Here is a 23,682-nt window from a genome sequence, read left to right on the forward strand (position 1 = left end):
ATCGCTACGATCGCGACCACCGACGGGTGGCCGACCGGCGTCGATCAGTAACTGTCCACGTCGGTCCCGACCGAACAGACGTACTCGCCGGTGGCGACCTGCGGGAGTCGGCGAGTGCGCCAGAACACGCCCGAGGAGTCGGCGGTGACGGTCTCCTTGACGCCGCCGAAGGGGTCGGTGACCTCGAAGAGGGTCTCGCCGCGGCCGACGCGCTGACCCAGATCGGGTTTCAGCGAGACGAGGCCGCCGGCGGGGGCGCCGTACTGCTCGAAGCCGCTGGCGCGGGTCTGCGGGGAGGTGTCGACGGTTCCGTCGGCGAACCCGTAGTAGGAGAGGACGTTGAAGACGCCCTCGACGCCCTTCCGGATCGAGGTCTCGTCCCAGCCCACGCATCCCCCCAGCTCGGGGTCGATGGTGGGGATGCCCTCGTCGGGGGCGGCGCGGGCGAGCTGGCCGTCGGGGCCCTTCTGGTCGAGGACGTAGCCGCAGTCGAACACCTTCGCGAGTTCCAGGCAGGCGTCGTGGAGGCGGTGGCGTTTGCCACAGCGGACGCGACACTCGTCGATCATCCGGGAGGTCGACCCCTGGTGCAGATCGAGGATGAGGTCGGCGCGGCGAGCGGCGCCGAACGTCGCGGCAGCGATGCGTTCGGTGGAGGTGCCGTGTTCGTCGCCGGGGTAGGCGCGGTTGGTCTTGGTGTCGTCGATGGGGTTGCGGTGCTCGGCCACCTGGAAGGCGTGGTAGTTCACGATGCCGACGACCAGGATCGTCCCCGACAGCTCGGCGGGGTCGAGCTGCGGGACGACCCGCTGGAGGACGCCGACGCCGTTGAGTTCGTCGCCGTCGCTGGCCGCCTGCATGTAGAGCGTGTCGCCGTCGTCGGCACCGTCGATGACCGCGACCGGGAGCCCCACTTCGGTCCCGTCGCGCGTCTCGCCGACCGACAGCCGCCCCGTGTCCATCTCACCTGGGGCCGCCTGGGCCGTCCCGAGCGTCGTCATTATCACCACTGCGGGACCGCCCGTTCTTTAGCGGTTCGGTGTCTCCCGGCCGTCGAGACCGGTGACCCCCGGTCTCGCGGCACGGCTTCGGTCACCGATCGACGCGACTTTGCCGGTCGTGGCCCTATCGCTGGTATGGCCAGTGAGCGACCGGACCGCGGCGAGTCGGCCGGACCAGTCGACGGCGTCGACGACGCCGACAGCGGCAGAGCGGCCTTCGTCGCCGCGCTCCGCGTCCGTCGCAACGCCACGTGGGGACTCGCCGCCGGGCTCGTCCTCGCGCTCGCGGCGTTCGTCCTCTTCGTCCTCGTCCCCGGGTCGCGGCGTTCGCCCGCGCTGTATGTCGGCCTCGCGTTCGTCCTCGCGATGTCGACCGCCGGCCTCGTCGCCTTCCTCCTGACCCTTGGCCGGGCCGTTCGTCTCTCCCGCCGGCTGTGAACGCGCCGTCCATCGACTCCCAGCGGACCCATCCGCTCACCTCCGACCCCCTCGAACAGTAGCCCGCGACCACACCGTCGACCCGCCCTCGCTACCCACCCGGACGCCCCGTCAGAGCTGCCACGCCGTCGTTCGCGAGAATCGAACACCTCCGCGATCCGGCGACGTGAATTCGACGATTAACGAAATACGTATCGACGACTGGATCGTCCGTTCGTCGGGGTCTGTGGTGTGGTGCTCGTCGATCTCGGGGGTCGTCGCGGTCGGGTGGGTGGACGTTCGTCCAGAACGGTGTTCGGTGATTCCGTACGCGTCCGCCGATGAACGGTAACCCTTTTGGCCGGTCCAGGCGAACGACTGGGGTATGACCGACGAGCTACGGAAGGGCCTCGAGGGCGTGCTCGTCGCCGAGTCCGATCTCAGCCAGATCGACGGCGACGAGGGGCGACTCATCTACCGCGGCTACGCCATCGAGGACCTGGCCAGACACGCGAGCTACGAGGAAGTCATCCACCTGCTCTGGCACGGCGAGTTGCCCGACGCCGACCGCCTCGACGCCTTCACCGACTCGATGGTCGCCGAACGCTCGGTCGACGAGGACGTACTCGAAACCGTCGGCCAGCTGGCCGCCGCCGACGAGAACCCCATGGCCGCGCTGCGCACGGCGGTCTCGATGTGTTCGGCCTACGACCCCGACGCCGACGAGCCCGCTACCGACCGCGAGGCCACCCTCCGCAAGGGGCGGCGCATCACCGCCAAGATCCCCACTATCCTCGCGGCGTTCACGCGGATGCGCGACGGCGACGACCCCGTCGAGCCCCGTGAGGACCTCTCGCATGCGGCGAACTTCCTCTACATGCTCAACGACGAGGAGCCCGACGAGGTCCTCGCCGAGACCTTCGACATGGCGCTGGTGCTGCACGCCGACCACGGGTTCAACGCCTCGACGTTCTCCGCGATCACCACCGCCTCCACGCTCTCGGACATCCACAGCTCCGTCACCTCCGCCATCGGCACGCTGAAGGGACCGCTGCACGGCGGCGCCAACCAGGACGTCATGGAGATGCTCAAGGAGGTCGACGAGAGCGACCGCGACCCTCTCGGCTGGGTCGAGACGGCACTCGAGGACGGCCGTCGCATCTCCGGGTTCGGCCACCGCGTCTACAACGTCAAAGACCCCCGCGCGAAGATCCTCGGCGAGCGCTCCCAGGAGCTCGGTGAGGCCGCCGGTACCCCCAAGTGGTACGAGTACTCCACGAAGATCGAGCAGTTCATGGCCGACGAGAAGGGCCTGGCCCCGAACGTCGACTTCTATTCCGCCTCGACCTACTACCAGATGGGCATCCCCGTCGACATCTACACACCCATCTTCGCGATGAGCCGCGCCGCCGGCTGGATCGCCCACGCCATCGAGTACGTCGAGGACAACCGCCTCATCCGTCCCCGCGCCCGGTACACCGGGCCCGAGGATCTCGACTACCCAGACCTCGACGAGCGGTAACCGAACCGACGCCACGGGACAACCGACCGCCTTTCTCCGGTCTTCTGCTGCCGACAGTCGTCCATGGCGCGCGCCGTCGAGCGTGCCCGAGCGGTGCGAGGTCGAGCGCAGCGAGACCTCGATTCGAAGGCGACCGAAGGGAGCCGTGAGCGACAGCGAGGGCCGCGAGACGAAGCCGTGCGAGCGGGTCGAGAGCTCTCGTCGCTCCGTATCGAAGTCAGCCGAAACGGCCGCGAACGATCGGGTCGGGGGCGTTCGAGAGTCACTATCTCGTTCGCCCGTACTCACACCCAGTCGATCGACCAACACCTACACCAACGACCGCCACTACACCACACACATGCTCACTTGCGGTGACTGCGGCCGCACCTACGCCGACGACGCCGACGCCCCGTGGCGCTGCGACTGTGGCCACCCGCTCGACTACGACACCCGACCACTCCCCGAAGCCGACCACCCACCAGCCCACCTCGACCGCGACCGCGGGCTGTGGGCGTTCGAACCGTTTCTCGATACCGAACGCGCGGTCACGCTGGGCGAAGGGTGGACGCCGCTGGTCGACGCGCCGGAGTGGGACACCCGGTTCAAACTCGAATCGATCTTCCCGACGGGGAGTTTCAAGGACCGTGGCGCCGCCCTCACTGTCTCGCGGGCGGCCGAACTCGGCGTCGACCGCGTCCTCGAAGACTCCTCGGGCAACGCCGGCCTGGCGATCGCCACCTACGCCGCCCGCGCGGGCATCGACGCCGAGATCTACGTCCCGGCGGACGCCAAACCCGGGAAACTCCGTGCCATCGAGCGGACCGGTGCCGACGTGGTCCGCGTCGAGGGCTCGCGGGGCGACGTGACCGACGCCTGCGTCGAGGCGGTCGAGGGCGGCGCGGGCGGCGCGGGCGGCTGGTACGCGAGCCACGCCTGGAATCCCGCTTTCTTCCGCGGCACCGCGACGTTCGCGTTCGAACTCGCCGCCCAGCGCGACTGGACGGTCCCCGACGCGGTCGTCACACCGCTGGGACACGGCACCCTCTTTCTCGGCGCGTATCGCGGCTTCCGGGCGCTTCGCGACGCCGGCTGGACAGACTCGATACCGCGACTGCTCGGGGCGCAAGCGACCGGCGCGGCGCCGGTCGCCGACGCGCTCGGCGACGACTCGACCGCCGACCGGCCCGCCAACGACGGCGCCGACGGGATCCAGATCCGCGAGCCCGCCCGGTTCGGACAGATCCTCGACGCTATCGAAGCCACCGACGGCGACGCCCTCGCGGTCGGTCCCGACGCGACCGAGCGCGAGCACGACCGCCTCGCCCGGGCAGGGTTTCACGTCGAACCGACCTGCGCGACCGCGACCGCGGCGCTCGCCGAGTATCGCGACCAGGGGGTCGTCGCGCCCGAGGACGACGTGGCCGTCGCGCTCACCGGGACGGGGCTGAAGGGGTGATCCGACGGCACGGTTTTGTGTCTGTGTACACAAACACAACCTATGGGGACGAAGACGATCGGACTCGACGACGAAGCCTACGAGCGACTCAGCGCGGAGAAACGTGAGGGAGAGAGTTTCAGCGACGTGGTCAAGCGAATGACCGAGGCGGCCCGGACGGACTGGCGGCGGGGGTTCGGAAAGTACGACGGCACGGACGGCGAGCGGCTGGAGCGGGCGGCTCGGGCGAGCAGGAAGCGACGCCGAGCGGGTCTCGCGGCCAGGCAGTCCGAGGTACTCGACGCGCTGGCCGGTGACGGGGACGACGGCCCGCGACGGAGCGACGACGAGGGCGACGCGTGAAGCTGCTCGACACGACGTTTCTGGCCCACTACTATCGCGGCGACGACCGCGTCGAGTCGTTCCTCGAAGCCCACGACGACGAGGAGGACCTGGTCACCTCGGCGATCAACGTCGAGGAGATCGCGGTCGGCGTCCACACCGTCGAGGATGACCCGTCGCTGGAGTCGGTTCTCGCCGATCTGGGCTGGCTCACGATCTTGCCGTTCAAACCCGAGGACGCGTTCGCGGCCGCCAGGATCGAGGCGGCCCTCCACGCGGACGAGACCGTCGCGCAGGACCGGATCAACGCGCTGGCGGGTGACGTGTTGATCGCGGGCGTCGCCGAGAACCGCGATGCGACGATCGTCACCGAGAACGTCGATGATTTCGAGGCGCTCGGGGTCTCGGTGGAGGCGTACTGATGACCAAACGCGAGGCCGACTACTGTCCGTACTGCGGGGTCGCGCTGGAGACGACGACCTTCGAGGACCGGGACCGGCGGTACTGTCCCGACTGCGAGGAGATCGTCTTCCAGAACCCGGTGCCCGGGGGGAGCGTCGTCGTCCTCGACAGCGGGGGACCGACTCGGCCGGGCAGTGCGGCGACGCCGCACGACGGCGACGCGGCGCTCCTGATCGAGCGCGCCAACGAACCGCACCGCGGCGCCTGGGCGGTCCCGGGTGGCATCCTCGAAGTCGACGAGTCCGCGCGGGTCGGCGCCGCCCGCGAACTCGAAGAGGAGGCCGGGCTGGCGGTCGACCCCGACGCGCTCGAACTCGTCCGCACCGGCTTCGATATCGAGGACCCGGCGGACGGCTCCTACCTCTCCGTCTGCTTCGCGGTCGAGCGGGCCGAGACGACGGGATCGCTCGACCCCGGCTCGGAGTGTAGCGACGCCCGCTGGTGGCCCGTCGCGGAGCTGTCGGCGACCGACGCCTGGATCCGCCCGATCGACCGCCGGCGGGTCGCGGCCGCCGTCGAGCGGTTGCGCGGCAATTCCCCTGGATCCGACGACTGATACGGAGTCTTGCGAGCGTTCACCGGGTCGACCGCACGACTGCGTGTGGTCGTTCCCGGACTGTCTTGAATAATCCGCGTGGGCTACCGCCACAGCTCCCGCTCGACGACGGCGTCGACGTCGACCGACAGCCGCGTCTCGGCGACGCCGTCGTACTCCGAGGCGGCGGAGTAGCAGATGTACCGCTCGCTGTCGTCGCTGCGCGTCCGGACGACCGCCGGGAGCACGTCCTCCGGCGCAGCCGTCGGCGGCGGCGGCGGCCCGACGACGACGCGCCCCTCGGGCGGGTCCGAGTGATCCTCTCGCATGGCCGAGCTTACGCCCTCGCCGATCATTGTTACCGGTCAGTTACCGGCTATCAACACCGTATACTCACAGATTCGGACCTCCTTACCGACCACGCCCCACATCCGGTGCGGCGGGGACGACCGCCCGTTCGACCGCTCCGGACCGACACCGTTTCGACGCTGGCCCGCGCGGACTCGTCCATGTCCGGAAGCGTCCACCACACCGGGACGACCGTCGCCGACTTGGATCGGGCCGTCGACTTCTACACCGAGACCTTCGACCTGGAAGTCCTCGCCGAGTTCGAGTCCGCGGGCGAGAACTTCTCCCGGGGCGTCGGCGTCGCGAACGCCACCGGCCGCTTCGCCCATCTCGACGGCGACGGTACCCGCGTCGAACTCGTCGAGTACGAGCCCGAAGGCGACGAGGCCGTCGCCGAGAGCGTCAACGACCGCGGCGCCAAGCACCTCGGCTTCGGCGTCGAGGACGTGGAAGCGTTCTACGAGGCCCTCCCCGACGACGTGGAGACGGTCAGCGAACCCCAGACCTCGAGCACCGGCACGACCATCCTCTTCCTCCGTGACCCCGAGGGCAACCTGATCGAAGTCCTCGACGCGTAACCGTCGGCCCCGGGACCGTCCTGCCCACGCTCAAGATCCGGACGGCGACGACGACTCCCGCCGTCGCAAGAGGTATCCACGAGGGGACCCAGACCACGGGTATGACGTTCGAACCCAACGAGAGCCTTCCGCAGGAGGAGGTCGACGAACGCGTCGACGAGGCCATCGAGGCCAACGACGTGGTGCTGTTCATGAAGGGCACGGAGATCATGCCTCAGTGTGGCTACTCCGACCGCGCGCTGACGCTGCTCAAACAGTACCGCGAGGACGTCGAGGTCGTCGACACCCTCGAATCGCTCGACGAGTTCCGCACCGCGCTCGATCGCCACAGCGGCCGCGAGACCATCCCCCAGACGTTCGTCGACGGCGAGTTCGTCGGCGGCAGCGACATCCTCAAACAGCTCGACGAACGGGGCGACCTCGAACCGAAGCTGACCGCCTGAACGGGTCAGAACGCCCCGACGGCGCGACCGCCGCCGTCCGCTCGTCCCGTCGTCACGGAGTTTAAGCCCGTCGCGGCCGCCCGTCCGGTATGAAGCGCATCGTCAGCACCAACGCGGCACCCGAGGCGGTCGGCGCGTACAGCCAGGCGACCGAGACCGACGATCTGGTCTTTACGGCGGGCCAGATCCCCCTGACACCCGACGGCGAACTGCTCGACGACGCCGCGATCGACGTCCAGACCCAGCAGGCCCTGGAGAACCTCGTCGCCGTCCTCGCCGAGGCCGACGCCCAACCCGAGGACGTGCTGAAAGTCACCGTCTACCTCGACGACATCGACGACTTCGACGAGATGAACGACACCTACGAGACCTTCTTCGACGACGAGCCGCCCGCCCGCAGCGCCGTCGGCGTCGAGGCCCTCCCGAAAGGCGTCGGCGTCGAAGTCGAGGCCATCGCGACGAAGTGATGGCCGACTCTACCGGTTCCCACGGCGATAGCGCGTCCGCCGACGACCCCGATCCGGACGCCACCCCGCGGGAGTCGCTGCTCGCTCCCGCGACGAAATCCAGCCTGCTGTGGGGCCTGGTCGGCGGCCTCGCCTTCCTCGTGCTCGCCCAGGGCTACGAACTGCTCGGCGATCTGGGCGTCGGGTTCGGCCCGAAAGTTGCCGTGGCGCTGGTCGTCGGCGTCGCTGCCGCCGGGACGACCCATCTGACCCGGGATCGACTGCCGACCGGCGGCCGCTGACCGGCGGTCGACCGCCGACCGAGAACGAAAGCCATTAACCACCCGACCGCGGTAATTCCAGACGAGCCAGGATGGCCGAACGGTAAGGCGCACGCCTGGAAAGCGTGTTCCCTTTGGGATTCTGGGTTCAAATCCCAGTCCTGGCGCTTCTGACGCGAACGATCCGGCGAGCACCTCGTGTGCTCGCCATCGCAAGCGTTCGAACCGATTTCGAGTGGGATTTGAACCCCTGGAAGTCGCAGCCCCGGAACGGTCGAACGGAGTGAGACCGCACGCCCGGAACGTCTTCCTCCGGTTCAAATCCCAGTCCTGGCGTACCACCTTTTTCATCGTCGCCCTTCGTCGCGCAGCCTGACGGCTGCGCTGCGGGAGGGCTCCTCGAAAAAGATGGGGCAAAAAGGCCGAGCGCGCGGAGCGCGCTCGGTACGTTCTCCCACCGCCCAGCCGCCGCACTGCACCGCCCAGCCGCCGCACTGCACCACCCAGCCGCCGCGACCGCACTGCCCCCTTACTCCGCGAACGTCGCGGTCCGCCCGATGTCAAGCCGCAGGAACACGGGCAGCGTCGCGGCGGCGACGAGGATCTCCAGGCCGCCGGCGACGAGGAACGCCTCGGGGTAGCCGTAGGCGCTCGCGACGCCGCCACCGACGACGACGCCGGCCAGGAAGCCCAGGCTGCCGAAGACGTTGAACCCGGCCATCGCGACGCCGCGCTCGCGCTCGTCGGCCAGATCGCTCACGAGCGCCATCGTCGCGGGTGACATCAGCGCGCCGAGGACTCCGACCGCGAGCATGCCGACGCCGGCGAGCGTGACCGTCGGCGCGCGGCCGACGCCGATCACGACCAGGCCGTAACACGCCGACCCGGCGACGATGGGGGCGGTGCGGCCCACCCTGTCCGAGAGGATGCCCATCGGGTACTGCAGCAGCGCGAACGGTGCGAAAAAGAGGGCGAGCATCAGCCCCGTCGCGCCGGGACCGAGTTCGAACGCCGACCGGAAATAGAGCGTGCCGACGAGCGCGAAGAAGCCGGCGGTGAGCCGGTCGAGGAAGCCGAAGGCGTAGGGGACGGCGAGCGTGGGCGTCCCGCGGAGGTTCGCGACGGCGCGGGCGAGCGAGTCGCGGTCGCCGGCGGACGCGCGGTCGTCGACCGCCAGCGCGAGGACGGCGACGAGCGCCAGCAGCGCGCTCGCGAGGTATAGGGGCACGAACGGTCCCACTTCGTAGAGCTGACCGCCCAGGGGGGCGCCCAGCGCCGTCCCGCCGCCGATAGCTGCACCGGCGGCGGCCATGTTCCGGCCGTGGCCCCCCTCCAGATCCATCAGCATCGTCATCGCGAGCGAGAAGGCGCCGATGGTGGCAGCGCCCTGTGCCGCGCGGACGACGAGCACGCCCTCGAAGGAGAGCGCGGTGAATCCGGGGACGAGCGCCAGGGCGAGATATCCGACGCTGCCGCCCAGCGCGCCGGCGGCGATGAACGGCGTCCGGCGACCGGCGCGGTCGCTGGCGGCGCCCCAGAGGCCGGCGAAGGCGACGAACGCCGCGAACTCCGCCGCGAGGAACCACATGCTCGCGTCCAGATCCGTCGTCGCGCCCAGGGCGCCGACCAGCCGGTCGACGCCCGGATACAGCAGCACCTGCGCGAGCAGGACGGCGAACACCATCGCCGCGAGCCACGCGCGGTCCCGCGAGTCCGTCATCTACCGTCTCCAAGGGTCCAGTGGAATATCCGACTGTCGGAAGTGACACTGCGACGCCACCGCGTCGACATCGCCGACCTCGCGCACGCTCAGAACGGTGACCGCGACCCGTCGCGACCGGGCGCCCCCGCGACGTCGTCGTCGAACCCGTTCCCGGGCGTCCCCGCGTCCCCGTTCTCCGGTTCGGGCAACGAACCGGTCTCGACGAGCGCAGCCTCCGCCTCGCGGAGCGCGGCGTTGATCTGACCCGCGCGCTGGTGTGTGGGCGCCACGCGGACGCGGACGAGATCGAACTCGTGGCACCCGGCGAGGCCGTTCCACGCGCGCAGTGACCCTCTGCTGAGCGTGTCGCTCTGCGGGCAGAAGGCGGTCGTCGGCGTGAACTCCGCGCGCAGGACGCGCGCCGGCTCGTGGCCCGCCGACTCGCCGTCCCCGTCGGGGATCGACAGGTCGTCGGCGACCGCCGCGGACCGCTCGACTGCGTAGCGATACCCCGCGTCGGTGTGGCGGCGGTCGTTGTTGAGCCGCGCGAGGTTGTAGCCGAACGTCACGTCGTACACCCCCCGCTCCTCGAACAGTTCCCGGGCCAGCCGGTGGACCGCGAGGTGTTCGCGGCCGTCGAGCACGTCGTGACCCTCGAGAAAGTCGCCGGGCGCCGGCGCGTGTTCCGGAACGAACTCGTCGTAGGCGTCGAAGGTGTCGTCGCTCCCGCCGAACGGCGACGGAACGTTGACCATGTTCCGGCTTGGGTCGCCGCTCCGCTATGCGTCGTCCCGAACCGGTTCGGCTCACCCGGTGGGGTCGGCCCGTCGCCCGCGCCCGGTCCGCCTCCCCAGCCAGTCGCCGGCCGCCGCACCGAGGACGGCGACTAGCACCGAGAGCGCCGCGCCGAGCGCGACGACGACCGGCGCCGCGAGGACGGCGACGACGGCGGCGAAACTCGCGGGACTGGTCGCGACGGTGACCGCCGCATTCGCGAGATACACGACGACGACGCCGATCGACCCGGCCAGGCCGACCCGCGTACCGACCGCTCGCGGCCCCGCTCGGCGGTCACCGTAGTAGTACCCGGCTGCGACGGCAGCTACCACCAGCGCCAGCCCCGAAACGGTGCCGCCGGCGACGACCGTCGGGTCCCCGACGCCGTCCCAGGAGGCGGCGACCGTGAACGGCACGGACGCGAGGCCCGCCAGCGTCGCCGGTCGCCACCGCTCGTCGAACGCCGTCAAGAGTATCCCTCGAATCGCCGTCATCGAGCGACTGTACGCGGCCGCTGCGGAAAAGTATACTGTGCTGTCAAGTAGTCCGCTCCACCGACGGCGACGCCGCGCGGGCGGCTCCTGTCTCTCGATCGGGGGTCACCGTCATTCCGCGCGGCTGATATACACGTGGACCTCGTTTTCGCTCGCGCGTTCGGTCTCGTGGTCGAACCCGCGGTCGTCGAGCACGCCGTACAGCGGTTCCGGCTCGAAGCTGTTGACGAGTTCGAGCGTGCCCTCCGCCGAGAGGTCCTCCAGCGCGGCCACGATCTCGCCGAACGGTTCGCCGTCGATCTCCCGGGCGTCGAGCGTCCGCGTCGGCTCTCTCGATACGTCGCTGACCATATCCGTCCTTGGGGCTCTGCGGGCGAGCGCGTTGTGCCGAAGACGTTCGGGAATCGGCGCCCGAACCGGTGCGGCGTGACACTGACGGGGCTGGGGCGTCTCGCTCCCCGTATGCAGACGGTGACGGTTTCGCGACGGCTCGACGCCTCGCCGGAGCGGGTGCGCGCCGCGATGGACGACCTGGAGGCGTTCATGCTCGCCGCAGGGTTCACCGAGGTGGCCCTCGACGGCGAGACGATGCATCTGGAGAACCAGGTGGGGCTCGCGACGGTGACCCTCGACCTGCGACTGGTCGACGACGAGTCGGACCTCGCCTACGAGCAGGCCGACGGCTTCTTCGAGACCATGGACACCGTCTACCACGTCGAACCCGTCGACGGCGCCACCGAGGTCACAGCGACGACCGACTTCGAACTCGACGTTGCCCTCGTCGGACAGATCCTCGACGCCACGGTGATCAAACGCCAGCGACGGCACGAACTCGAATCGCAGTTCGACTGGCTGGAAGCCGAGGTCGCGGGGTAGGCCACCCGGTCGCCAGCGAGCGGTGTCGCGGCGTCGCGAACCGGAGCTACCGCTCGGGATGGACGGGTGCGTCGAATCCGCCGCGGACCAGCGGCTTCGCGACGTGTCTGCGGGCGCAGGGCGGCACCTCGTACCAGCCCAGTTCCAGTTCCCGTTCGACGGGCACCTCGACCTTCCCGTCGGCGCTCGTCTCGCAGTCCCGACAGCGGTAGCCCTGGTCGGCGCCCGCCGACCCCATCGAGCGACCGCACTCGGGACACTCCGGATTGGTCGGTTCGGTCCGCACGAGCTCCCTGACGGCGAACTTCTCCAGTTTCAGCGTCCCGTCGGACACCTCGCCGCAGACGGTCACCCGGTCGCCGGGCCGCAGCGCCCGCACGCGGTCGCGGAATCGCTTGGTCGGCTCGAAGGCGGCGATCTCGGCGTCCTCGCCGTCGGCGCTCCGGAGGGTAGCGAACACGTGGCCGCCCTCCCGGGTCTCGGGCTCGGTGACGACCTCGCCGTCGACGCGGTAGGCCCGGCCCTCGTCGGCGTCGGCGAATCCGTCGGCGTCCCGGAGGTGGGCGTCGGTCCCCTGGTTGGTGACGAACAGCGCGCGGCTCGCGACCGCTTCGCCGTCGATCGCGTCGGCGACCCGGCGGACGGTCTCGGAGTCGTCGCCGCGGATCCCGTAGAGGATGGGGCAGGGGGTGCGTGGGACACAGACGGGGTAGCCCTCCCCCCGGTCCACGGTGTCCCAGGCGTCGGGGGAGGCCGCGTCGGCAGCGGCGAAGACGGACTCGCGGTCGACCTCCCGGTCGGTCCCCCAGCGGTCGCGCTCGCGGTAGGAGATACACTCGTAGCTCCAGTCGTCGAACGCCCGCCACGCGCCGACGGCGGCCAGCGCGCCGATGCGGCCGCGGCCGTTGCCGGCGTAGGCGGTCTGGTAGCCACACTCGGCGGCGAGGTCGACCGCGTCGTCGACGTCGTGGTAGTCCCGAACGGCCGCCCGCGCGAACGCCGCCACTTCCTCGGGAACCCGTTCGGGATCGCCCGGTGCGACGACGACGCCCGGGTTCGTCCGCGGATCCGCCGTCTCGGCCAAATCGAGGTGCTCGCGTGCGAGCGCGAGCGCGCGATCGGCGCCGAGGCCGGTGTGGACGGCGAGCGCGGCGTTGCCGCGGGTCTTGTGCTCGACACCCGGATTCAGCCGCACGAGCACCCGTCGGTCGACGCTCGCCCCCGCCGCCTCGATGCGCTCTGCGAGGCTGGCGGCGACGTAGGTGGTACACATCCCGCGTTCGCGGGAATCCGTGTCGTCGAGCCCGATGACGGTCACAGCGGTCGTTACGCGACCGTGGGCAAACGGGTTTCGGCCGCGAAATTATATATCAATCTATCGGTCGGCATGAAAAAACGGGGCGCACGCGGATTCTACCGGGGCACAACGCATATATGGGAAGACCTACTTACCTCTCGGTATGTCACGGTCGGCACTGGTGGGCAACGTCACCGCGATGTTGGAGGACGCGGGCTTCGTGGTGAGCGAGCGCTGTGCCATCCGGCCGAAGAGCTTCGACGTCGCGGCCCGCCGCGGGGAGGAGGTCCTCCTCGTGAAGATCCTCGGCAACATCGACGCCTTCGACGGCCACACCGGCGCCGAGATGCGCCGGCTCGGCACGTATCTGGGCGCCACACCGATGGTCATCGGACTCAGAACGCGGGACGAGGAACTCAAACCGGGCGTCACCTACTTCCGCCACGGCGTCCCGGTGCTCTCGCCCGACACCGCCATGGATCTGTTCGTCGAGGGGGTCCCGCCGCTCATCTACGCGGCGCCGGGCGGCCTCTACGTCAACATCGACAGCGAAGTCCTCGCGGACGCCCGCGAGGACCGCGACTGGTCGCTCGGGCGGCTGGCCAACGAGCTCGGCGTCTCCAGACGGACGGTCTCGAAGTACGAGGACGGCATGGACGCCTCCGTCGAGGTCGCCAGCCAGCTCCAGGAACTGTTCGACGAACCGCTCACCTCGCCCGTCGAGGTGCTGGAGGGCGCCGACGAAGTACGGGAGGACGAGGAGACGCCCGACGACCCCGAGGTCGACCCCGAGGACGAGCCCATCGTCGCCGTCCTCACCCGCGTCGGCTTCGACGTCCACCCCACGGACCGAGCGCCGTTCAAGACCGTCAGCGAGAACGAACGCCGCGAGGAAGAGATGCTGACCGGTCACTCCGAGCTCACGAAGACCGCGGAGAAGCGCGCCCGCATCATGTCCTCGGTGGGCAGGGTCACCCGGACCCGGTCGGTGTACGTCGTCGAGCGCGCGACCAGAAAGTCCGTCGAGGGAACCGCTATCGTCGAGGAATCCGAGATGGAGAACATCCAGGAGGCCGACGAACTCCGGGACATCATCCGCGAGCGGGCCGACATCGAAGGCAGCTCCGCGTAGGACGGCCGAGCGTCCCTGCGGCGCTCGGTCGCTGGCGCGGGTGTCGCGTTCGACGCCGGTCGCCCCCGCGGCTGCCGCGGTCGTCGCCGACCGCGTCTTTTAGACGGCGGCGGCCCTTCTCGTCGACCGATGGACGTCACCCTCCTCGGGACGGGCGACACGACGGGGACGCCGACGCCCGGCTGTGACTGTGAGACCTGCGAGCGCGCCCGCGAGCGAGGCGTCGAGCGCTCGCGGTTCTCGGTTCACGTCCGCAACGAGCGCACCGGCGAGTCGCTGCTCGTCGACACCAGCCCCGACTTCCGCCACCAGTTCCTCACGTCCGACGCAGCGCTACCCGACGCCGCGGTGATCACGCACGTTCACTTCGACCACCTCGACGGTCTGGGCCACGCCTACCGACTCCTCGACCACCTGCCGGTCCACGCCGCCGACGAGCGCGACCCCGAGACCGGCGAGAGCGTCGCCGGGACGGTCCGCCGACGCTACGACTACCTCGATCAGGTCGAGGTGGTCGCCGAGACTCCCTTCCAGTCGTTCGAGACCTGTGGGTTCGAGGTGACGCTGGTCCCCGTCGACCACCCGCCGCTCGTCTGCTACGGCCTCGCGATCGAGGACCCCGAGACCGGCGCGAAACTCTCTCTCTCCGGTGATTCGACCTACGGCATCGGCGAGGAGTCACGCGCGACCCTCGCCGACCCGGACCTGTTGCTGGCCGACGGCATCGTCACCGCGGATCTGTGTGAACACCACCCCGCGGGCGGGAACCACTTCGACGCCGACGGCGTCGCCCGCACGTTCGGCACGAAGCACATGACCGTCGAGGGCGCGGTGGCACTGGGCGAGGACCTCGACGCCGAGGAGACCCGAGTGGTCCACGTCTCTCACTTCCTCCACGCCGACCGAGCGTTCGAGGCGCCGCTGGCCGTCGACGGCGAGCGCTACGAACTCTGAACGGCTCCCAGAGGGACCTGAGCGACCGCGACGGACGGCCCCGGAAACTCCATACCGTTCGCGCTCGAACCACGGCCCATGAGCAGTCAGGAGGGGACGGACGAGACGGCCGAACCGCTGGCCACGCGGGTCGTGCTCTCCTTCCCGGCGGACGTCGGGAAGCACGGGCGGGGCCGGATCCGATCGGACTACTACCGGAAGTATCTCACCAAGGTCCGCGACAGCGCCGCCGAGGGCGACGAGTGGGACGAGTTCACCGACGTGGGCTGCTGTGGCAGCCAGATGGACGTTCCCCTCGTCGTCGAGCGCGTCGAAGGCGGGTCGCGGGTCGATCTCGACACGGAGATCGAATACACCGAACGGGAGGCCTGCGGGATCAACCAGGGCTGGTCGGTCCAGCACGACGAACCCGAGGCGCTGGAGGACTGATCGCCGTCGGTGAGCGACCGGTTGTGTCGCGGTATCACGGCCCACGAGAGTCCGAATCGCTGATATAGCTCGATAGCGGAGTGGGTGGTGTGTCACAGCAGGTCGGCGAGGTCGGGACGCTGTTCCTCCACGAGTACGGCGACGACGTGCGGGTCGCCGTCGTCAAGGACGGAGAGCGGCGTCTCCACGCGATACTGGAACTCAAGGAGACCGACGCCGGGCCGCGACCGGCGCGACTCCGCCTGAAGCAGGGCGCCAGCGAGGAGCCCCGCCCGCCCGACCTGTTCGTCGAACTCGCCCGCTCGGCCTCGCGCATCCGCATCTCCGAGCAGACCTCGAAGGCGACTCGCCGGCGCCTACAGGAACTGCTCGACGCCTACCAGCTCGAAGCCAAAGCCGTCCGCACCTGCCGCTACTGCGCCAGCGAGGGGCAGTACTCGCCGGTCACCTCCGAGACGGCCATCGAGGCCGACGGCGAGTACATCTGCCCCGACTGCGCGAAGGCCGAACTCGACCGCGAACTCGCCTACAAAGGCGAGATCACCGCCGGCGCCCGCGACCGGCTCTACGACCTGCTCACCGAGGTTCAGGACCTCGAACGCGTCTCGAACCTCCTGAAAGGCGATCTGGACCCCGATCTGACGAAGTTCGACGAGATCTCGGCGACCGTCGACGAGGTCGACCCCGTCCCGGTCGACTCGCTGGATCTCCACCCCGGTATTCAGGACCACCTCGAAGGGCGCTTCGACACGCTCCTGCCGGTCCAGAGTCTCGCCGTCGAGAACGGCGCGACCGAGGGCCAGGACCAACTGGTCGTGTCCGCGACGGCGACGGGGAAGACGCTCATCGGCGAGATGGCCGGCCTCGACCGCGTCCTGAACGGCAAGGGCAAGATGCTCTTTCTCGTGCCGCTGGTCGCGCTCGCCAACCAGAAACACGAGTCCTTCGAGGAGCGCTACGGCGACATGGTCGACGTCTCTCTCAGAGTCGGCGCCAGCCGCATCAACGACGGCGGCGGCCGCTTCGACCCCGGCGCCGACGTGATCGTCGGGACCTACGAGGGCATCGACCACGCGCTGCGGACCGGCAAGGACCTGGGCAACATCGGGACGGTCGTCATCGACGAGGTCCACACCCTCGGCGAGGACGAGCGCGGCCACCGCCTCGACGGCCTGATCTCGCGGCTGAAGTACTACTGCGGCGAGCGCTCGGACAACCGGAGCACGGACGGCACGCAGTGGATCTACCTCTCGGCGACCGTCGGCAACCCCGGCGACCTGGCCGAGCAGCTGCGCGCCCAGCTCATCGAGTTCGAGGAGCGCCCGGTCCCGATCGAACGCCACGTTACCTTCGCGGACGGCCGCGAGAAGATGCAGATAGAGAACAAGCTCGTCCGCAGGGCCTTCGACACGAAATCGTCGAAGGGGTATCGCGGCCAGACCATCATCTTCACTAACTCCCGGCGGCGCTGTCACGAGATCTCCCGCAAGCTGGAGTACGACTCGGCGCCCTACCACGCCGGGCTGGACCACCGCCGCCGGAAGAAGGTCGAGCGGATGTTCGCCGACCAGGATCTGGCCGCGGTCGTGACGACCGCCGCACTCGCCGCGGGGGTCGACTTCCCCGCCTCGCAGGTCGTCTTCGACTCGCTGGCGATGGGCATCGAGTGGCTCACCGTCCAGGAGTTCCACCAGATGCTCGGCCGCGCGGGGCGGCCGGACTACCACGACAAGGGCACCGTCTACGTCCTCGTCGAGCCCGACGGCAATTACCACAGCAGCCAGGAGATGAGCGAGGACGAGGTGGCGTTCAAGCTGCTGAAAGGCGAGATGGACCCTGTCATCACCCGCTACGACGAGGGCGCGGCCGTCGAGGAGACGCTCGCCAACGTCACCGTCGGGGGCAAGGCGGCCAAGCGGCTCAACGACCGGATGATCGGCGAGGTGCCGACAACACACGCCGTCGGCAAGCTGCTGGAGTACGAGTTCATCGACGGCCTCTCGCCGACGCCGATGGGCCGGGCGGTCACCTCCCACTTCCTCTCGCCCGACGACGCGTTCCTGCTGCTCGACGGTATCCGCAAGGGGTCGGATCCCTACGACATCGTCGGGACGATGGAGCTGCGCGACGACGAGCGGTAGGCGATCGGGATCAGATCGCGTCCACATCGTCGAGGTAGTCGCGGAGCTCGTGGAGAAACGCCCTGTAGCGACCGAGATCCTGAAGCGCCTCGTACACGATGTCTTGATCGAGCACGTCGCCGTATTCGTGGGCGAGCACGTTTCGAAACATCGCCGCCTGACCCATCTTCGAAGCGGTTTCCGCGGAGAGTACGTCGACGGTCGCGAGTCGCTCCATCACGGCGGCGTTCGAATCCGGAGCCCGACCGTCGATGTCGCGGAGGAGCATCCGCCCGATGTCGACACACGCCTGGCTCGCCTTCTCGAAACGGCGTTCGACCACGTCTCTGGTCACGGTATCCGACCGATAGGCATCACGGGTGATGGACTGGCGGGCTGCGAGAATTTCGAGACACTCTTCGACGAACTCTGCCTTCTCGACCATCGTCTCGACGCGGTCAGGACCGTGCGGGTCCGACATCGGTCACCCCGCGCGCTCGACGTGTCGGTCCACCCGTTCGAGCGTCTCGTCGAGCCGGTCGCGGAGCGACTGGTTCGGTTCGCGCCGTTCCGCGGCGGCTTCGAACTCGTCTCGGAGTGCGTCCGCGCGCTCTGGCGACCCGGACAGGAGAACGCCGTGCGAGAACGCCGCACGACCGACCCGCGGATCGAGGTCGTCGACGAGCGAGAGGTCGATATCGTTGCGGTCGAGTGCCACGGAGAGGTCGGCGAGCAGCGACAGGAGCGGTTCGCCGGGGTCATCGACGGCTCCCTCGAAATCGACGGCGATATCGACATCGCTGCTAGCGTCCGCGACGCCGGTGACCTGTGAGCCGAACAGAACCGCCAGACGGATCGGATACTGGTCGAGCACCGTCCGGATCCGATCGGTGTCGATAGAAACCGCGGTCTCCCGCTCCGATAGATCGGTGGGCGCCTCCCGCTCGCTCATCGTGCGTCCGAGTTGGCGGACGAGCGACAAACCTGTTGCGGTGGCCGCGACCGATCCCGGCGTCTCACGAGCTACCGCCCGACCACGCCTTCCTGCTGCTCGACGGCATCCGAAAGGGCGACGACTCCTACGACATCGTCGGGACGATGGAACTGCGCGACGACGAGTGAGTCCACTTCGTTCTCTTGAAGCTACAAGAAATACGTAGACTGACCGGCGACCCCAGATATGTCGATAGAAGTCGAGGGGTACGAGTTACTTTTCCTTTATTATCTATTGATGAGTGCACTCGTTGCTTGGTACACGAGAGACTACCACTCCAATGGGACGTTAATCTACGTTCTATTAACCATCGGGGCGCTTTCGCTCATCTATCTCAGACAGAAGGGCCCGGAGTCGGTCCAACGGTTGATCCGCCTCTCGGACGACGAGTGAGTCTTCGCTCGCCGTTCTCGTCCGATGGCGTTCTCCGTGGATTCGAGACGTTCGTCGACGAATGTGGTCTTCTCGACCACTGTCTCGACGCGTTCGCGACAGCGAGTAGTGCCGATCGCGGTAGGGCGACCGTACCTCGTGGTAGCTCGCCGCACGCGAGCGCCCAAGACTTATATCGGTCGATAGCCTGGAACAGGCAATGACTGCCGGAACCGGGCCCGATCCGGCCCGAACTATCACCCTCGACGCACACGTCCACACGGACGCGTCCTACGACTGTGCGACCCCGCCCGAACGCGTCGTCGAGGCGGCGCTCTCGGCCGGCCTCGACGCGGTCGCGGTCACCGACCACGACGCCGTCGTCGGCGCGCCACGGGCGGTCGCCGCCGCCGAGGGAACGGACCTGCTCGTCGTGCCGGGCGTGGAGGTCTCGACGGCCGACGGCCACCTGCTCGCGCTGGGGGTCGAGTGGGCGCCCGAACCGGGGCGCCCGTTCGCCGAGACGGTGACCGCGGTCCGCGAGGCCGGCGGCGTGTCCGTCGTCCCGCATCCCTTCCAGATCAGCCGCCACGGCGTCCGCCGGGCGGTCCTGGCCGGCTGCGAGGTCGACGGTATCGAGACGCGAAACGCCGTCGCGGTGACGGGGTACCAGAACCGACGGGCCAGACAGTTCGCGACCGCCGAGGGACACCCGGCGATCGGCGGCAGCGACGCACACCGGCCGGACCTGATCGGACGGGCGTTCACGAGCGTCACGCTCCCCGCCGGGGTCGACTGGACGACGATGACGGTCGCGGACGTGCTGGCGGGGATCCGTGCGGGCCGGGCGACCGCGCAGGGGACCGTCACGACGCCGGTCGAGTTCGGGAAGACCTACGCCTGGCACGCTCGCGAGACGGCGGCGACGGCGCTCGACTCGGCGGGGACCGCCGCGTCGAACGGCCGGACGGCGGCGGGCGCCCACCCCGCGCTCGGCGCCGGTGCGGTGCTCGGCTCCGCGCTGTTGCTCGGCTCGCGAGGCGGCCGCGTCGGCCGCGTTCCCCGCCGTATCGCCGGCCGGATCCGCTAGCACACCGAGTATCCGGTCGCTCGCGCCCCAGAGGCGATGAGTGGCCTTTTTCCCGTATCACCGCAACACTGCGGACGTGCCATTCGGGATCACCGCCGGCGCCGCCTTCGTCTTCCTCGTCATCCTCGCCGCGCTGATCCTCTTCGCCACCGAACCGGTCCCCGTCGACATCACCGCCATCGGCGTCCTCGTCGCCCTGCTGCTGGTCGAACCGCTGTCGGCGACCGCCGCCGACCTGGGCCTGCTTGCCGACCCGCTGGTCGTGTTGAGCGACCCCGCCGAGGGGCTCTCGGCCACCGAGAACGGCCTCTCCGGGTTCGCGAGTTCGGCGACGCTGACGGTCCTCGCCATGTTCGTCCTCTCGGAGGGCGTCCAGCGCACCGGGGTCGTCCAGATCCTCGGGTCGAAGATCGCCGCCGTCACCCGCGATAGCGAATCGCGCCAGCTGAGCGCCATCATCGGCGTCGTCAGCCCCATCTCCGGGTTCATCAACAACACCGCCGCCGTCGCCATCCTCCTGCCGATGGTCACCGACCTGGCTCACGAGGGCAAGACTTCCCCGTCGAAGCTACTCATTCCCCTCTCCTACGCCTCGATGTTCGGCGGCATGTTGACGCTGATCGGCACCTCGACGAACATCCTCGCCTCGGAGCTGTCGGGGCGGCTGATCGGCCGCACGTTCACGATGTTCGAGTTCACGCAGCTGGGCGTAATCGTCTCGATCGTCGGCGCGGCGTATCTACTGACGGTCGGTCGCTGGCTGACGCCCGCGCGCATCCCCGTCGCCGAGGACCTGACCGAGGAGTTCGAGATGGGCGAGTACCTCACCGAAGTGGTCGTCCGCGAGGACTCGCCGATGGTCGGCGAGACCGTCCGCGACGCGCTCGCCGACACCGACTTCGACGTGGATCTCGTCCAGTTGATCCGGGGCGAACGGGCGTTCACCGAACCGCTGGACCCGAAGGTGATCCAGGCAGGCGACGTGTTCGCGGTGCGGACCGACCGCGACACGCTCGTCGACCTCTCGGACGCCGAAGGACTGGATCTCCTCCCCGAGGTCGAGGTGGACGAGACCGAACTCGAACAGCCCAGCGAGCGCGAGAACCTCGTCGAAGTGGTGATCGCACCCGGGTCGAACCTCGTCGGCGAGTCGCTCGCCTCGGCGAACTTCCGCCAGCGCTACGACGCCACCGTCCTCGCGCTGCGGCGCGGTCAGGAGCTGTTCCGCCAGCGCATGGACGACGTGCGCCTGCGCGTCGGCGACACCCTCCTGATCCAGGGACCGCCCGATAGCATCGAGCGACTCAACGCCAACCGCGACTTCATCGTCGCCCAGGAGATCGACCGCCCCGACTACCGCCGCTCGAAGATCCCCGTCGCCGTCGGCGTCGTCGGCGCCGTCGTCGGCGTCGCCGCCCTCGGCGTCCTTCCCATCGTCGTCGCCGCGCTGACCGGTGCCCTGCTGATGGTTCTCAGCGGCTGTCTCAAGCCGACCGAGGTCTACGACGCCGTCCAGTGGGACGTGATATTCCTGCTCGCCGGCGTCATCCCGCTGGGCATCGCTCTGGAGAACACCGGCGGCGCCGACCTGATCGCCGACCTGGTCGTCCAGTCGTCGACCCTGCTCCCGCCGCTGGGCGTGCTCGCGTTGATGTACCTCGTTACCGCCCTGCTCACCAACATCATCAGCAACAACGCTAGCGTCGTCCTCATGATCCCCGTCGCCGTCGAGGCCGCCCGCCAGCTCGGCGTGAACACCTTCTCTTTTATCCTCGCCGTCACCTTCGCCGCCTCGACCGCGTTCATGACCCCCGTCGGCTACCAGACCAACCTCTTCGTCTACGGCCCCGGCGGCTACCGCTTCTCCGATTACCTCAAAGTCGGGACGCCCCTCCAGTTGATCTTCGCCGCCGTCACGACGCTCGGTATCTACGCGTTCTGGGGGCTGTGAGGTGAATCTGAGAACGACTACCGCGGCAGGTACGCAACGAAACGCTTTCGTCGGCTGCTCCGTAAGTGAGAGTCACGGGACCGTGGGGTAGCGGTATCCTTCCAGCCTTGGGTGCTGGTAACCCCGGTTCGAATCCGGGCGGTCCCACTCCTCTCGCGTTCGATCTCACGGATATAGGATGGCGCGTATCGACCCAAGCAAGAGAGGTCACAGAGCGTAGATCTACTGATAACACACCAACCATTAACTCGCTATCCCCTCTATTTGACACCGTGGCGAGCGACGACTACGTGCGGCGCACCGCAATCACACGTCTGTCAGTGTCGTCTGAGCAAGCCGAACGGCTTGAAGACACGATTGACGAGTATCGAACGGGCGCGAACATCGCCACGAAAATCGGCTGGAATTGCCGAGAAACTGAAAGCCGAAAACTCCAGTCGCTCGCATACGACGATATCCGCGATCAAACTGATCTCGGGAGTCAGCACGCCATACTTGCCTGCTTCCAGGCCGCAGAGGCCCTCAGAGGTGTTGCCGAACGAAAGCGACAAGACCGCCCTTACTCGAGACCCGATTTCACTGCACCGACAGTGAAGTACGATGCCAAGACGATGACTCTGTTCGAGAATGACACAGTCTCACTCGCCACTACGGGCAGCCGTGTTAGGTGTGAGCTGGTACTGCCCGATGAGGAGGACGGATATCAGCACCAGTATCTCGACAGCGATGAATGGGAAGTGACTGAGTCTACACTTACTGCGCGTGACGACGCCTATTTTCTACATCTCGGGTTCCGAAAGCCGAAACCAGATACCGAGGGGTCTCCCGCTGAGGACAGGACAGTCCTCGGGGTTGATCTCGGTATCGAAAACCTCGCCGTCACCAGCACCGCCCACTTCGAGTCGGGTCAAGAGTTGTTACACGATCATCGTGAGTTCGAGCGCATACGCGGCAATCTTCAGCAAACAGGCACCGAATCTGCACATCGGACGCTTCTCCAGCGAGGAGATCGCGAGGAAGGTTACAACCGAGATTACATTCACGGCGTATCTAACCAATTGCTCGCGGAAGCCGTTGGTCACGGTTGTACCCATATCGTCTTCGAGAATTTGACGCACATTGGAGACTCGATGCCGAGCAGGCGAAAGTTCCACCAGTGGGCGCATGCGAAACTCGTACAGTACGTTGAGTACAAAGCCGATGAACTCGATATCGAAGTCGGCTACGTGGATCCGAGGAACACTTCGAAGCGGTGCTGTGAATGCGGACACATCAGCGATGAGAACCGCACGGATCGCGACAGTTTCGAGTGCGAGAAATGTGGAGCAACGGCAAACGCGGATTACAATGCGGCGAAAAACGTCGGTTGGCGGTTTGTCCGTCGGGGGCTACAGAACTCACGGCGGACGGGCGACAGTCAACTCGCCCTCAAGTCGGGGACAGTGAAACCGAATCGAGGATTCGTCTCGTACTCTGAACAAGAGGCCGAGGTAACGTCCACCGACAAGTTCCACCCACCGAGAAGCAAGCGGGCGTCAGCCCCGAGCGAGTAGGGTGGGGCTGTTGATATCTGGGCGATCTCCATTCATTAACGAGGTATGGAAGACCGCCGAAAGAACTGAAATTTTACACCCTGTCGTTACGCGAGTAGCCGCAGTCGATGCGGTCGGACGGAGTACGGGACCGGAAAGTGTCACTCCCC

The 23,682-nt window shown here is 68.2% G+C and carries 29 protein-coding genes and 2 tRNA genes; 22 read left to right on the top strand and 9 right to left on the bottom strand.

Going from position 1 to position 23,682, the window contains the following annotated elements; genetic code table 11:
* Positions 1 to 44: 44 nt before the first annotated feature.
* A complete protein-coding gene (locus I7X12_RS10150) occupies positions 45 to 1,001 on the bottom strand; it encodes a succinylglutamate desuccinylase/aspartoacylase family protein (RefSeq protein ID WP_198063696.1) in 957 nt (318 codons plus the stop codon).
* A gap of 135 nt (positions 1,002 to 1,136) precedes the next feature.
* On the opposite strand from I7X12_RS10150, the gene I7X12_RS10155 reads away from it, so the two are divergent.
* The 6 genes from I7X12_RS10155 (at position 1,137) to I7X12_RS10180 (ending at position 5,717) form a co-directional block, all read left to right on the top strand.
* Positions 1,137 to 1,439 (top strand): DUF7536 family protein, encoded by a 303-nt coding sequence (locus I7X12_RS10155; RefSeq protein WP_198063697.1) that lies wholly within the window; start codon positions 1,137 to 1,139, stop codon positions 1,437 to 1,439.
* Positions 1,440 to 1,803: 364 nt separating this feature from the next.
* Positions 1,804 to 2,940 (top strand): citrate synthase, encoded by a 1,137-nt coding sequence (gene citZ / locus I7X12_RS10160; protein ID WP_198063698.1) that lies wholly within the window; start codon positions 1,804 to 1,806, stop codon positions 2,938 to 2,940.
* Between the two features lie 340 nt (positions 2,941 to 3,280).
* Entirely contained in the window at positions 3,281 to 4,378 is a 1,098-nt protein-coding gene (locus tag I7X12_RS10165) for a pyridoxal-phosphate dependent enzyme (protein WP_198063699.1), read from the top strand.
* Between the two features lie 42 nt (positions 4,379 to 4,420).
* Positions 4,421 to 4,720: an antitoxin VapB family protein gene (locus I7X12_RS10170; protein ID WP_198063700.1), complete on the top strand. Its 300-nt coding sequence runs from the start codon at positions 4,421 to 4,423 to the stop codon at positions 4,718 to 4,720.
* The gene (locus tag I7X12_RS10175; protein WP_198063701.1) at positions 4,717 to 5,121 is read left to right on the top strand and encodes a type II toxin-antitoxin system VapC family toxin; all 405 of its coding nucleotides are present in this window, start codon (positions 4,717 to 4,719) and stop codon (positions 5,119 to 5,121) included. The genes I7X12_RS10170 and I7X12_RS10175 overlap by 4 nt, the downstream gene beginning before the upstream one ends.
* Positions 5,121 to 5,717 (top strand): NUDIX domain-containing protein, encoded by a 597-nt coding sequence (locus I7X12_RS10180; protein WP_198063702.1) that lies wholly within the window; start codon positions 5,121 to 5,123, stop codon positions 5,715 to 5,717. Before I7X12_RS10175 ends, I7X12_RS10180 begins: the two co-directional genes overlap by 1 nt.
* Positions 5,718 to 5,800: 83 nt before the next feature.
* On the opposite strand, the gene I7X12_RS10185 is transcribed toward I7X12_RS10180, so the two are convergent.
* Positions 5,801 to 6,025: a hypothetical protein gene (locus I7X12_RS10185; protein ID WP_198063703.1), complete on the bottom strand. Its 225-nt coding sequence runs from the start codon at positions 6,023 to 6,025 to the stop codon at positions 5,801 to 5,803.
* Between the two features lie 180 nt (positions 6,026 to 6,205).
* Here I7X12_RS10185 and I7X12_RS10190 point away from each other — a divergent pair, with 180 nt between their 5' ends.
* The 5 genes from I7X12_RS10190 to I7X12_RS10210 all read left to right on the top strand — a co-directional run bounded on the left by I7X12_RS10190 (position 6,206) and on the right by I7X12_RS10210 (position 7,959).
* Positions 6,206 to 6,622, top strand: coding sequence for a VOC family protein (locus I7X12_RS10190; protein ID WP_198063704.1), 417 nt, complete (start codon positions 6,206 to 6,208; stop codon positions 6,620 to 6,622).
* Between the two features lie 101 nt (positions 6,623 to 6,723).
* Entirely contained in the window at positions 6,724 to 7,065 is a 342-nt protein-coding gene (locus tag I7X12_RS10195; protein ID WP_198063705.1) for a glutaredoxin family protein, read from the top strand.
* A gap of 89 nt (positions 7,066 to 7,154) precedes the next feature.
* Positions 7,155 to 7,532 carry a Rid family detoxifying hydrolase gene (locus I7X12_RS10200; protein WP_198063706.1) on the top strand — a complete coding sequence of 126 codons (378 nt, stop codon included), beginning with the start codon at positions 7,155 to 7,157 and terminating at the stop codon, positions 7,530 to 7,532.
* On the top strand, positions 7,532 to 7,813 hold the full coding sequence (locus I7X12_RS10205) for a hypothetical protein (RefSeq protein ID WP_232343138.1): 282 nt from the start codon (positions 7,532 to 7,534) through the stop codon (positions 7,811 to 7,813). Before I7X12_RS10200 ends, I7X12_RS10205 begins: the two co-directional genes overlap by 1 nt.
* Positions 7,814 to 7,878: 65 nt before the next feature.
* Positions 7,879 to 7,959, top strand: a tRNA-Ser gene (locus tag I7X12_RS10210).
* A 362-nt stretch (positions 7,960 to 8,321) separates the two neighbouring features.
* Here I7X12_RS10210 and I7X12_RS10215 read toward each other — a convergent pair.
* The 4 genes from I7X12_RS10215 to I7X12_RS10230 form a co-directional block, all read right to left on the bottom strand.
* Positions 8,322 to 9,512, bottom strand: coding sequence for an MFS transporter (locus tag I7X12_RS10215; RefSeq protein ID WP_198063707.1), 1,191 nt, complete (start codon positions 9,510 to 9,512; stop codon positions 8,322 to 8,324).
* 89 nt (positions 9,513 to 9,601) lie between these two features.
* A complete protein-coding gene (locus I7X12_RS10220; RefSeq protein WP_198063708.1) occupies positions 9,602 to 10,249 on the bottom strand; it encodes a hypothetical protein in 648 nt (215 codons plus the stop codon).
* A gap of 51 nt (positions 10,250 to 10,300) precedes the next feature.
* Positions 10,301 to 10,765 (bottom strand): DUF5518 domain-containing protein, encoded by a 465-nt coding sequence (locus I7X12_RS10225; RefSeq protein ID WP_198063709.1) that lies wholly within the window; start codon positions 10,763 to 10,765, stop codon positions 10,301 to 10,303.
* Between the two features lie 111 nt (positions 10,766 to 10,876).
* Positions 10,877 to 11,116, bottom strand: coding sequence for a DUF2249 domain-containing protein (locus tag I7X12_RS10230; protein ID WP_198063710.1), 240 nt, complete (start codon positions 11,114 to 11,116; stop codon positions 10,877 to 10,879).
* 111 nt (positions 11,117 to 11,227) lie between these two features.
* Here I7X12_RS10230 and I7X12_RS10235 point away from each other — a divergent pair, with 111 nt between their 5' ends.
* A complete protein-coding gene (locus tag I7X12_RS10235) occupies positions 11,228 to 11,641 on the top strand; it encodes an SRPBCC family protein (protein WP_198063711.1) in 414 nt (137 codons plus the stop codon).
* A gap of 46 nt (positions 11,642 to 11,687) precedes the next feature.
* On the opposite strand, the gene I7X12_RS10240 is transcribed toward I7X12_RS10235, so the two are convergent.
* Entirely contained in the window at positions 11,688 to 12,959 is a 1,272-nt protein-coding gene (locus I7X12_RS10240) for a tRNA(Ile)(2)-agmatinylcytidine synthase (protein ID WP_198063712.1), read from the bottom strand.
* A gap of 142 nt (positions 12,960 to 13,101) precedes the next feature.
* Between I7X12_RS10240 and I7X12_RS10245 the strand changes: the two genes are divergently transcribed.
* The 4 genes from I7X12_RS10245 to I7X12_RS10260 all read left to right on the top strand — a co-directional run bounded on the left by I7X12_RS10245 (position 13,102) and on the right by I7X12_RS10260 (position 17,594).
* Positions 13,102 to 14,070, top strand: a complete 969-nt coding sequence (locus tag I7X12_RS10245; protein WP_198063713.1) for a transcriptional regulator — start codon at positions 13,102 to 13,104, stop codon at positions 14,068 to 14,070.
* A gap of 129 nt (positions 14,071 to 14,199) precedes the next feature.
* Positions 14,200 to 15,024 carry an MBL fold metallo-hydrolase gene (locus I7X12_RS10250; RefSeq protein WP_198063714.1) on the top strand — a complete coding sequence of 275 codons (825 nt, stop codon included), beginning with the start codon at positions 14,200 to 14,202 and terminating at the stop codon, positions 15,022 to 15,024.
* Between the two features lie 78 nt (positions 15,025 to 15,102).
* Positions 15,103 to 15,453 carry a hypothetical protein gene (locus tag I7X12_RS10255; RefSeq protein ID WP_198063715.1) on the top strand — a complete coding sequence of 117 codons (351 nt, stop codon included), beginning with the start codon at positions 15,103 to 15,105 and terminating at the stop codon, positions 15,451 to 15,453.
* An 89-nt stretch (positions 15,454 to 15,542) separates the two neighbouring features.
* Complete coding sequence (locus tag I7X12_RS10260; RefSeq protein ID WP_198063716.1) at positions 15,543 to 17,594, top strand: DEAD/DEAH box helicase; 2,052 nt, start codon at positions 15,543 to 15,545, stop codon at positions 17,592 to 17,594.
* 10 nt (positions 17,595 to 17,604) lie between these two features.
* Here the strand turns inward: I7X12_RS10260 and hepT are convergent, their stop codons facing one another.
* Positions 17,605 to 18,054: a type VII toxin-antitoxin system HepT family RNase toxin gene (gene hepT, locus I7X12_RS10265; protein WP_198063717.1), complete on the bottom strand. Its 450-nt coding sequence runs from the start codon at positions 18,052 to 18,054 to the stop codon at positions 17,605 to 17,607.
* Positions 18,055 to 18,057: 3 nt separating this feature from the next.
* Complete coding sequence (locus I7X12_RS10270) at positions 18,058 to 18,525, bottom strand: nucleotidyltransferase domain-containing protein (RefSeq protein WP_198063718.1); 468 nt, start codon at positions 18,523 to 18,525, stop codon at positions 18,058 to 18,060.
* A 35-nt stretch (positions 18,526 to 18,560) separates the two neighbouring features.
* Here I7X12_RS10270 and I7X12_RS20690 point away from each other — a divergent pair, with 35 nt between their 5' ends.
* The 6 genes from I7X12_RS20690 to I7X12_RS10295 all read left to right on the top strand — a co-directional run bounded on the left by I7X12_RS20690 (position 18,561) and on the right by I7X12_RS10295 (position 23,533).
* Positions 18,561 to 18,695 (top strand): hypothetical protein, encoded by a 135-nt coding sequence (locus I7X12_RS20690; protein ID WP_269750358.1) that lies wholly within the window; start codon positions 18,561 to 18,563, stop codon positions 18,693 to 18,695.
* A gap of 58 nt (positions 18,696 to 18,753) precedes the next feature.
* Positions 18,754 to 18,960 carry a hypothetical protein gene (locus tag I7X12_RS10275; protein ID WP_198063719.1) on the top strand — a complete coding sequence of 69 codons (207 nt, stop codon included), beginning with the start codon at positions 18,754 to 18,756 and terminating at the stop codon, positions 18,958 to 18,960.
* Between the two features lie 199 nt (positions 18,961 to 19,159).
* Positions 19,160 to 20,029, top strand: a complete 870-nt coding sequence (locus I7X12_RS10280; protein WP_198063720.1) for a CehA/McbA family metallohydrolase — start codon at positions 19,160 to 19,162, stop codon at positions 20,027 to 20,029.
* Positions 20,030 to 20,105: 76 nt separating this feature from the next.
* On the top strand, positions 20,106 to 21,980 hold the full coding sequence (locus tag I7X12_RS10285; RefSeq protein ID WP_198063721.1) for an SLC13 family permease: 1,875 nt from the start codon (positions 20,106 to 20,108) through the stop codon (positions 21,978 to 21,980).
* A 76-nt stretch (positions 21,981 to 22,056) separates the two neighbouring features.
* Positions 22,057 to 22,127, top strand: a tRNA-Pro gene (locus tag I7X12_RS10290).
* A 125-nt stretch (positions 22,128 to 22,252) separates the two neighbouring features.
* Positions 22,253 to 23,533, top strand: a complete 1,281-nt coding sequence (locus tag I7X12_RS10295; RefSeq protein WP_198063722.1) for an RNA-guided endonuclease InsQ/TnpB family protein — start codon at positions 22,253 to 22,255, stop codon at positions 23,531 to 23,533.
* The last annotated feature ends 149 nt before the right edge of the window (positions 23,534 to 23,682 follow it).

Origin of the sequence: Halosimplex litoreum, assembly GCF_016065055.1 — an archaeon.
GTDB lineage: Archaea > Halobacteriota > Halobacteria > Halobacteriales > Haloarculaceae > Halosimplex > Halosimplex litoreum.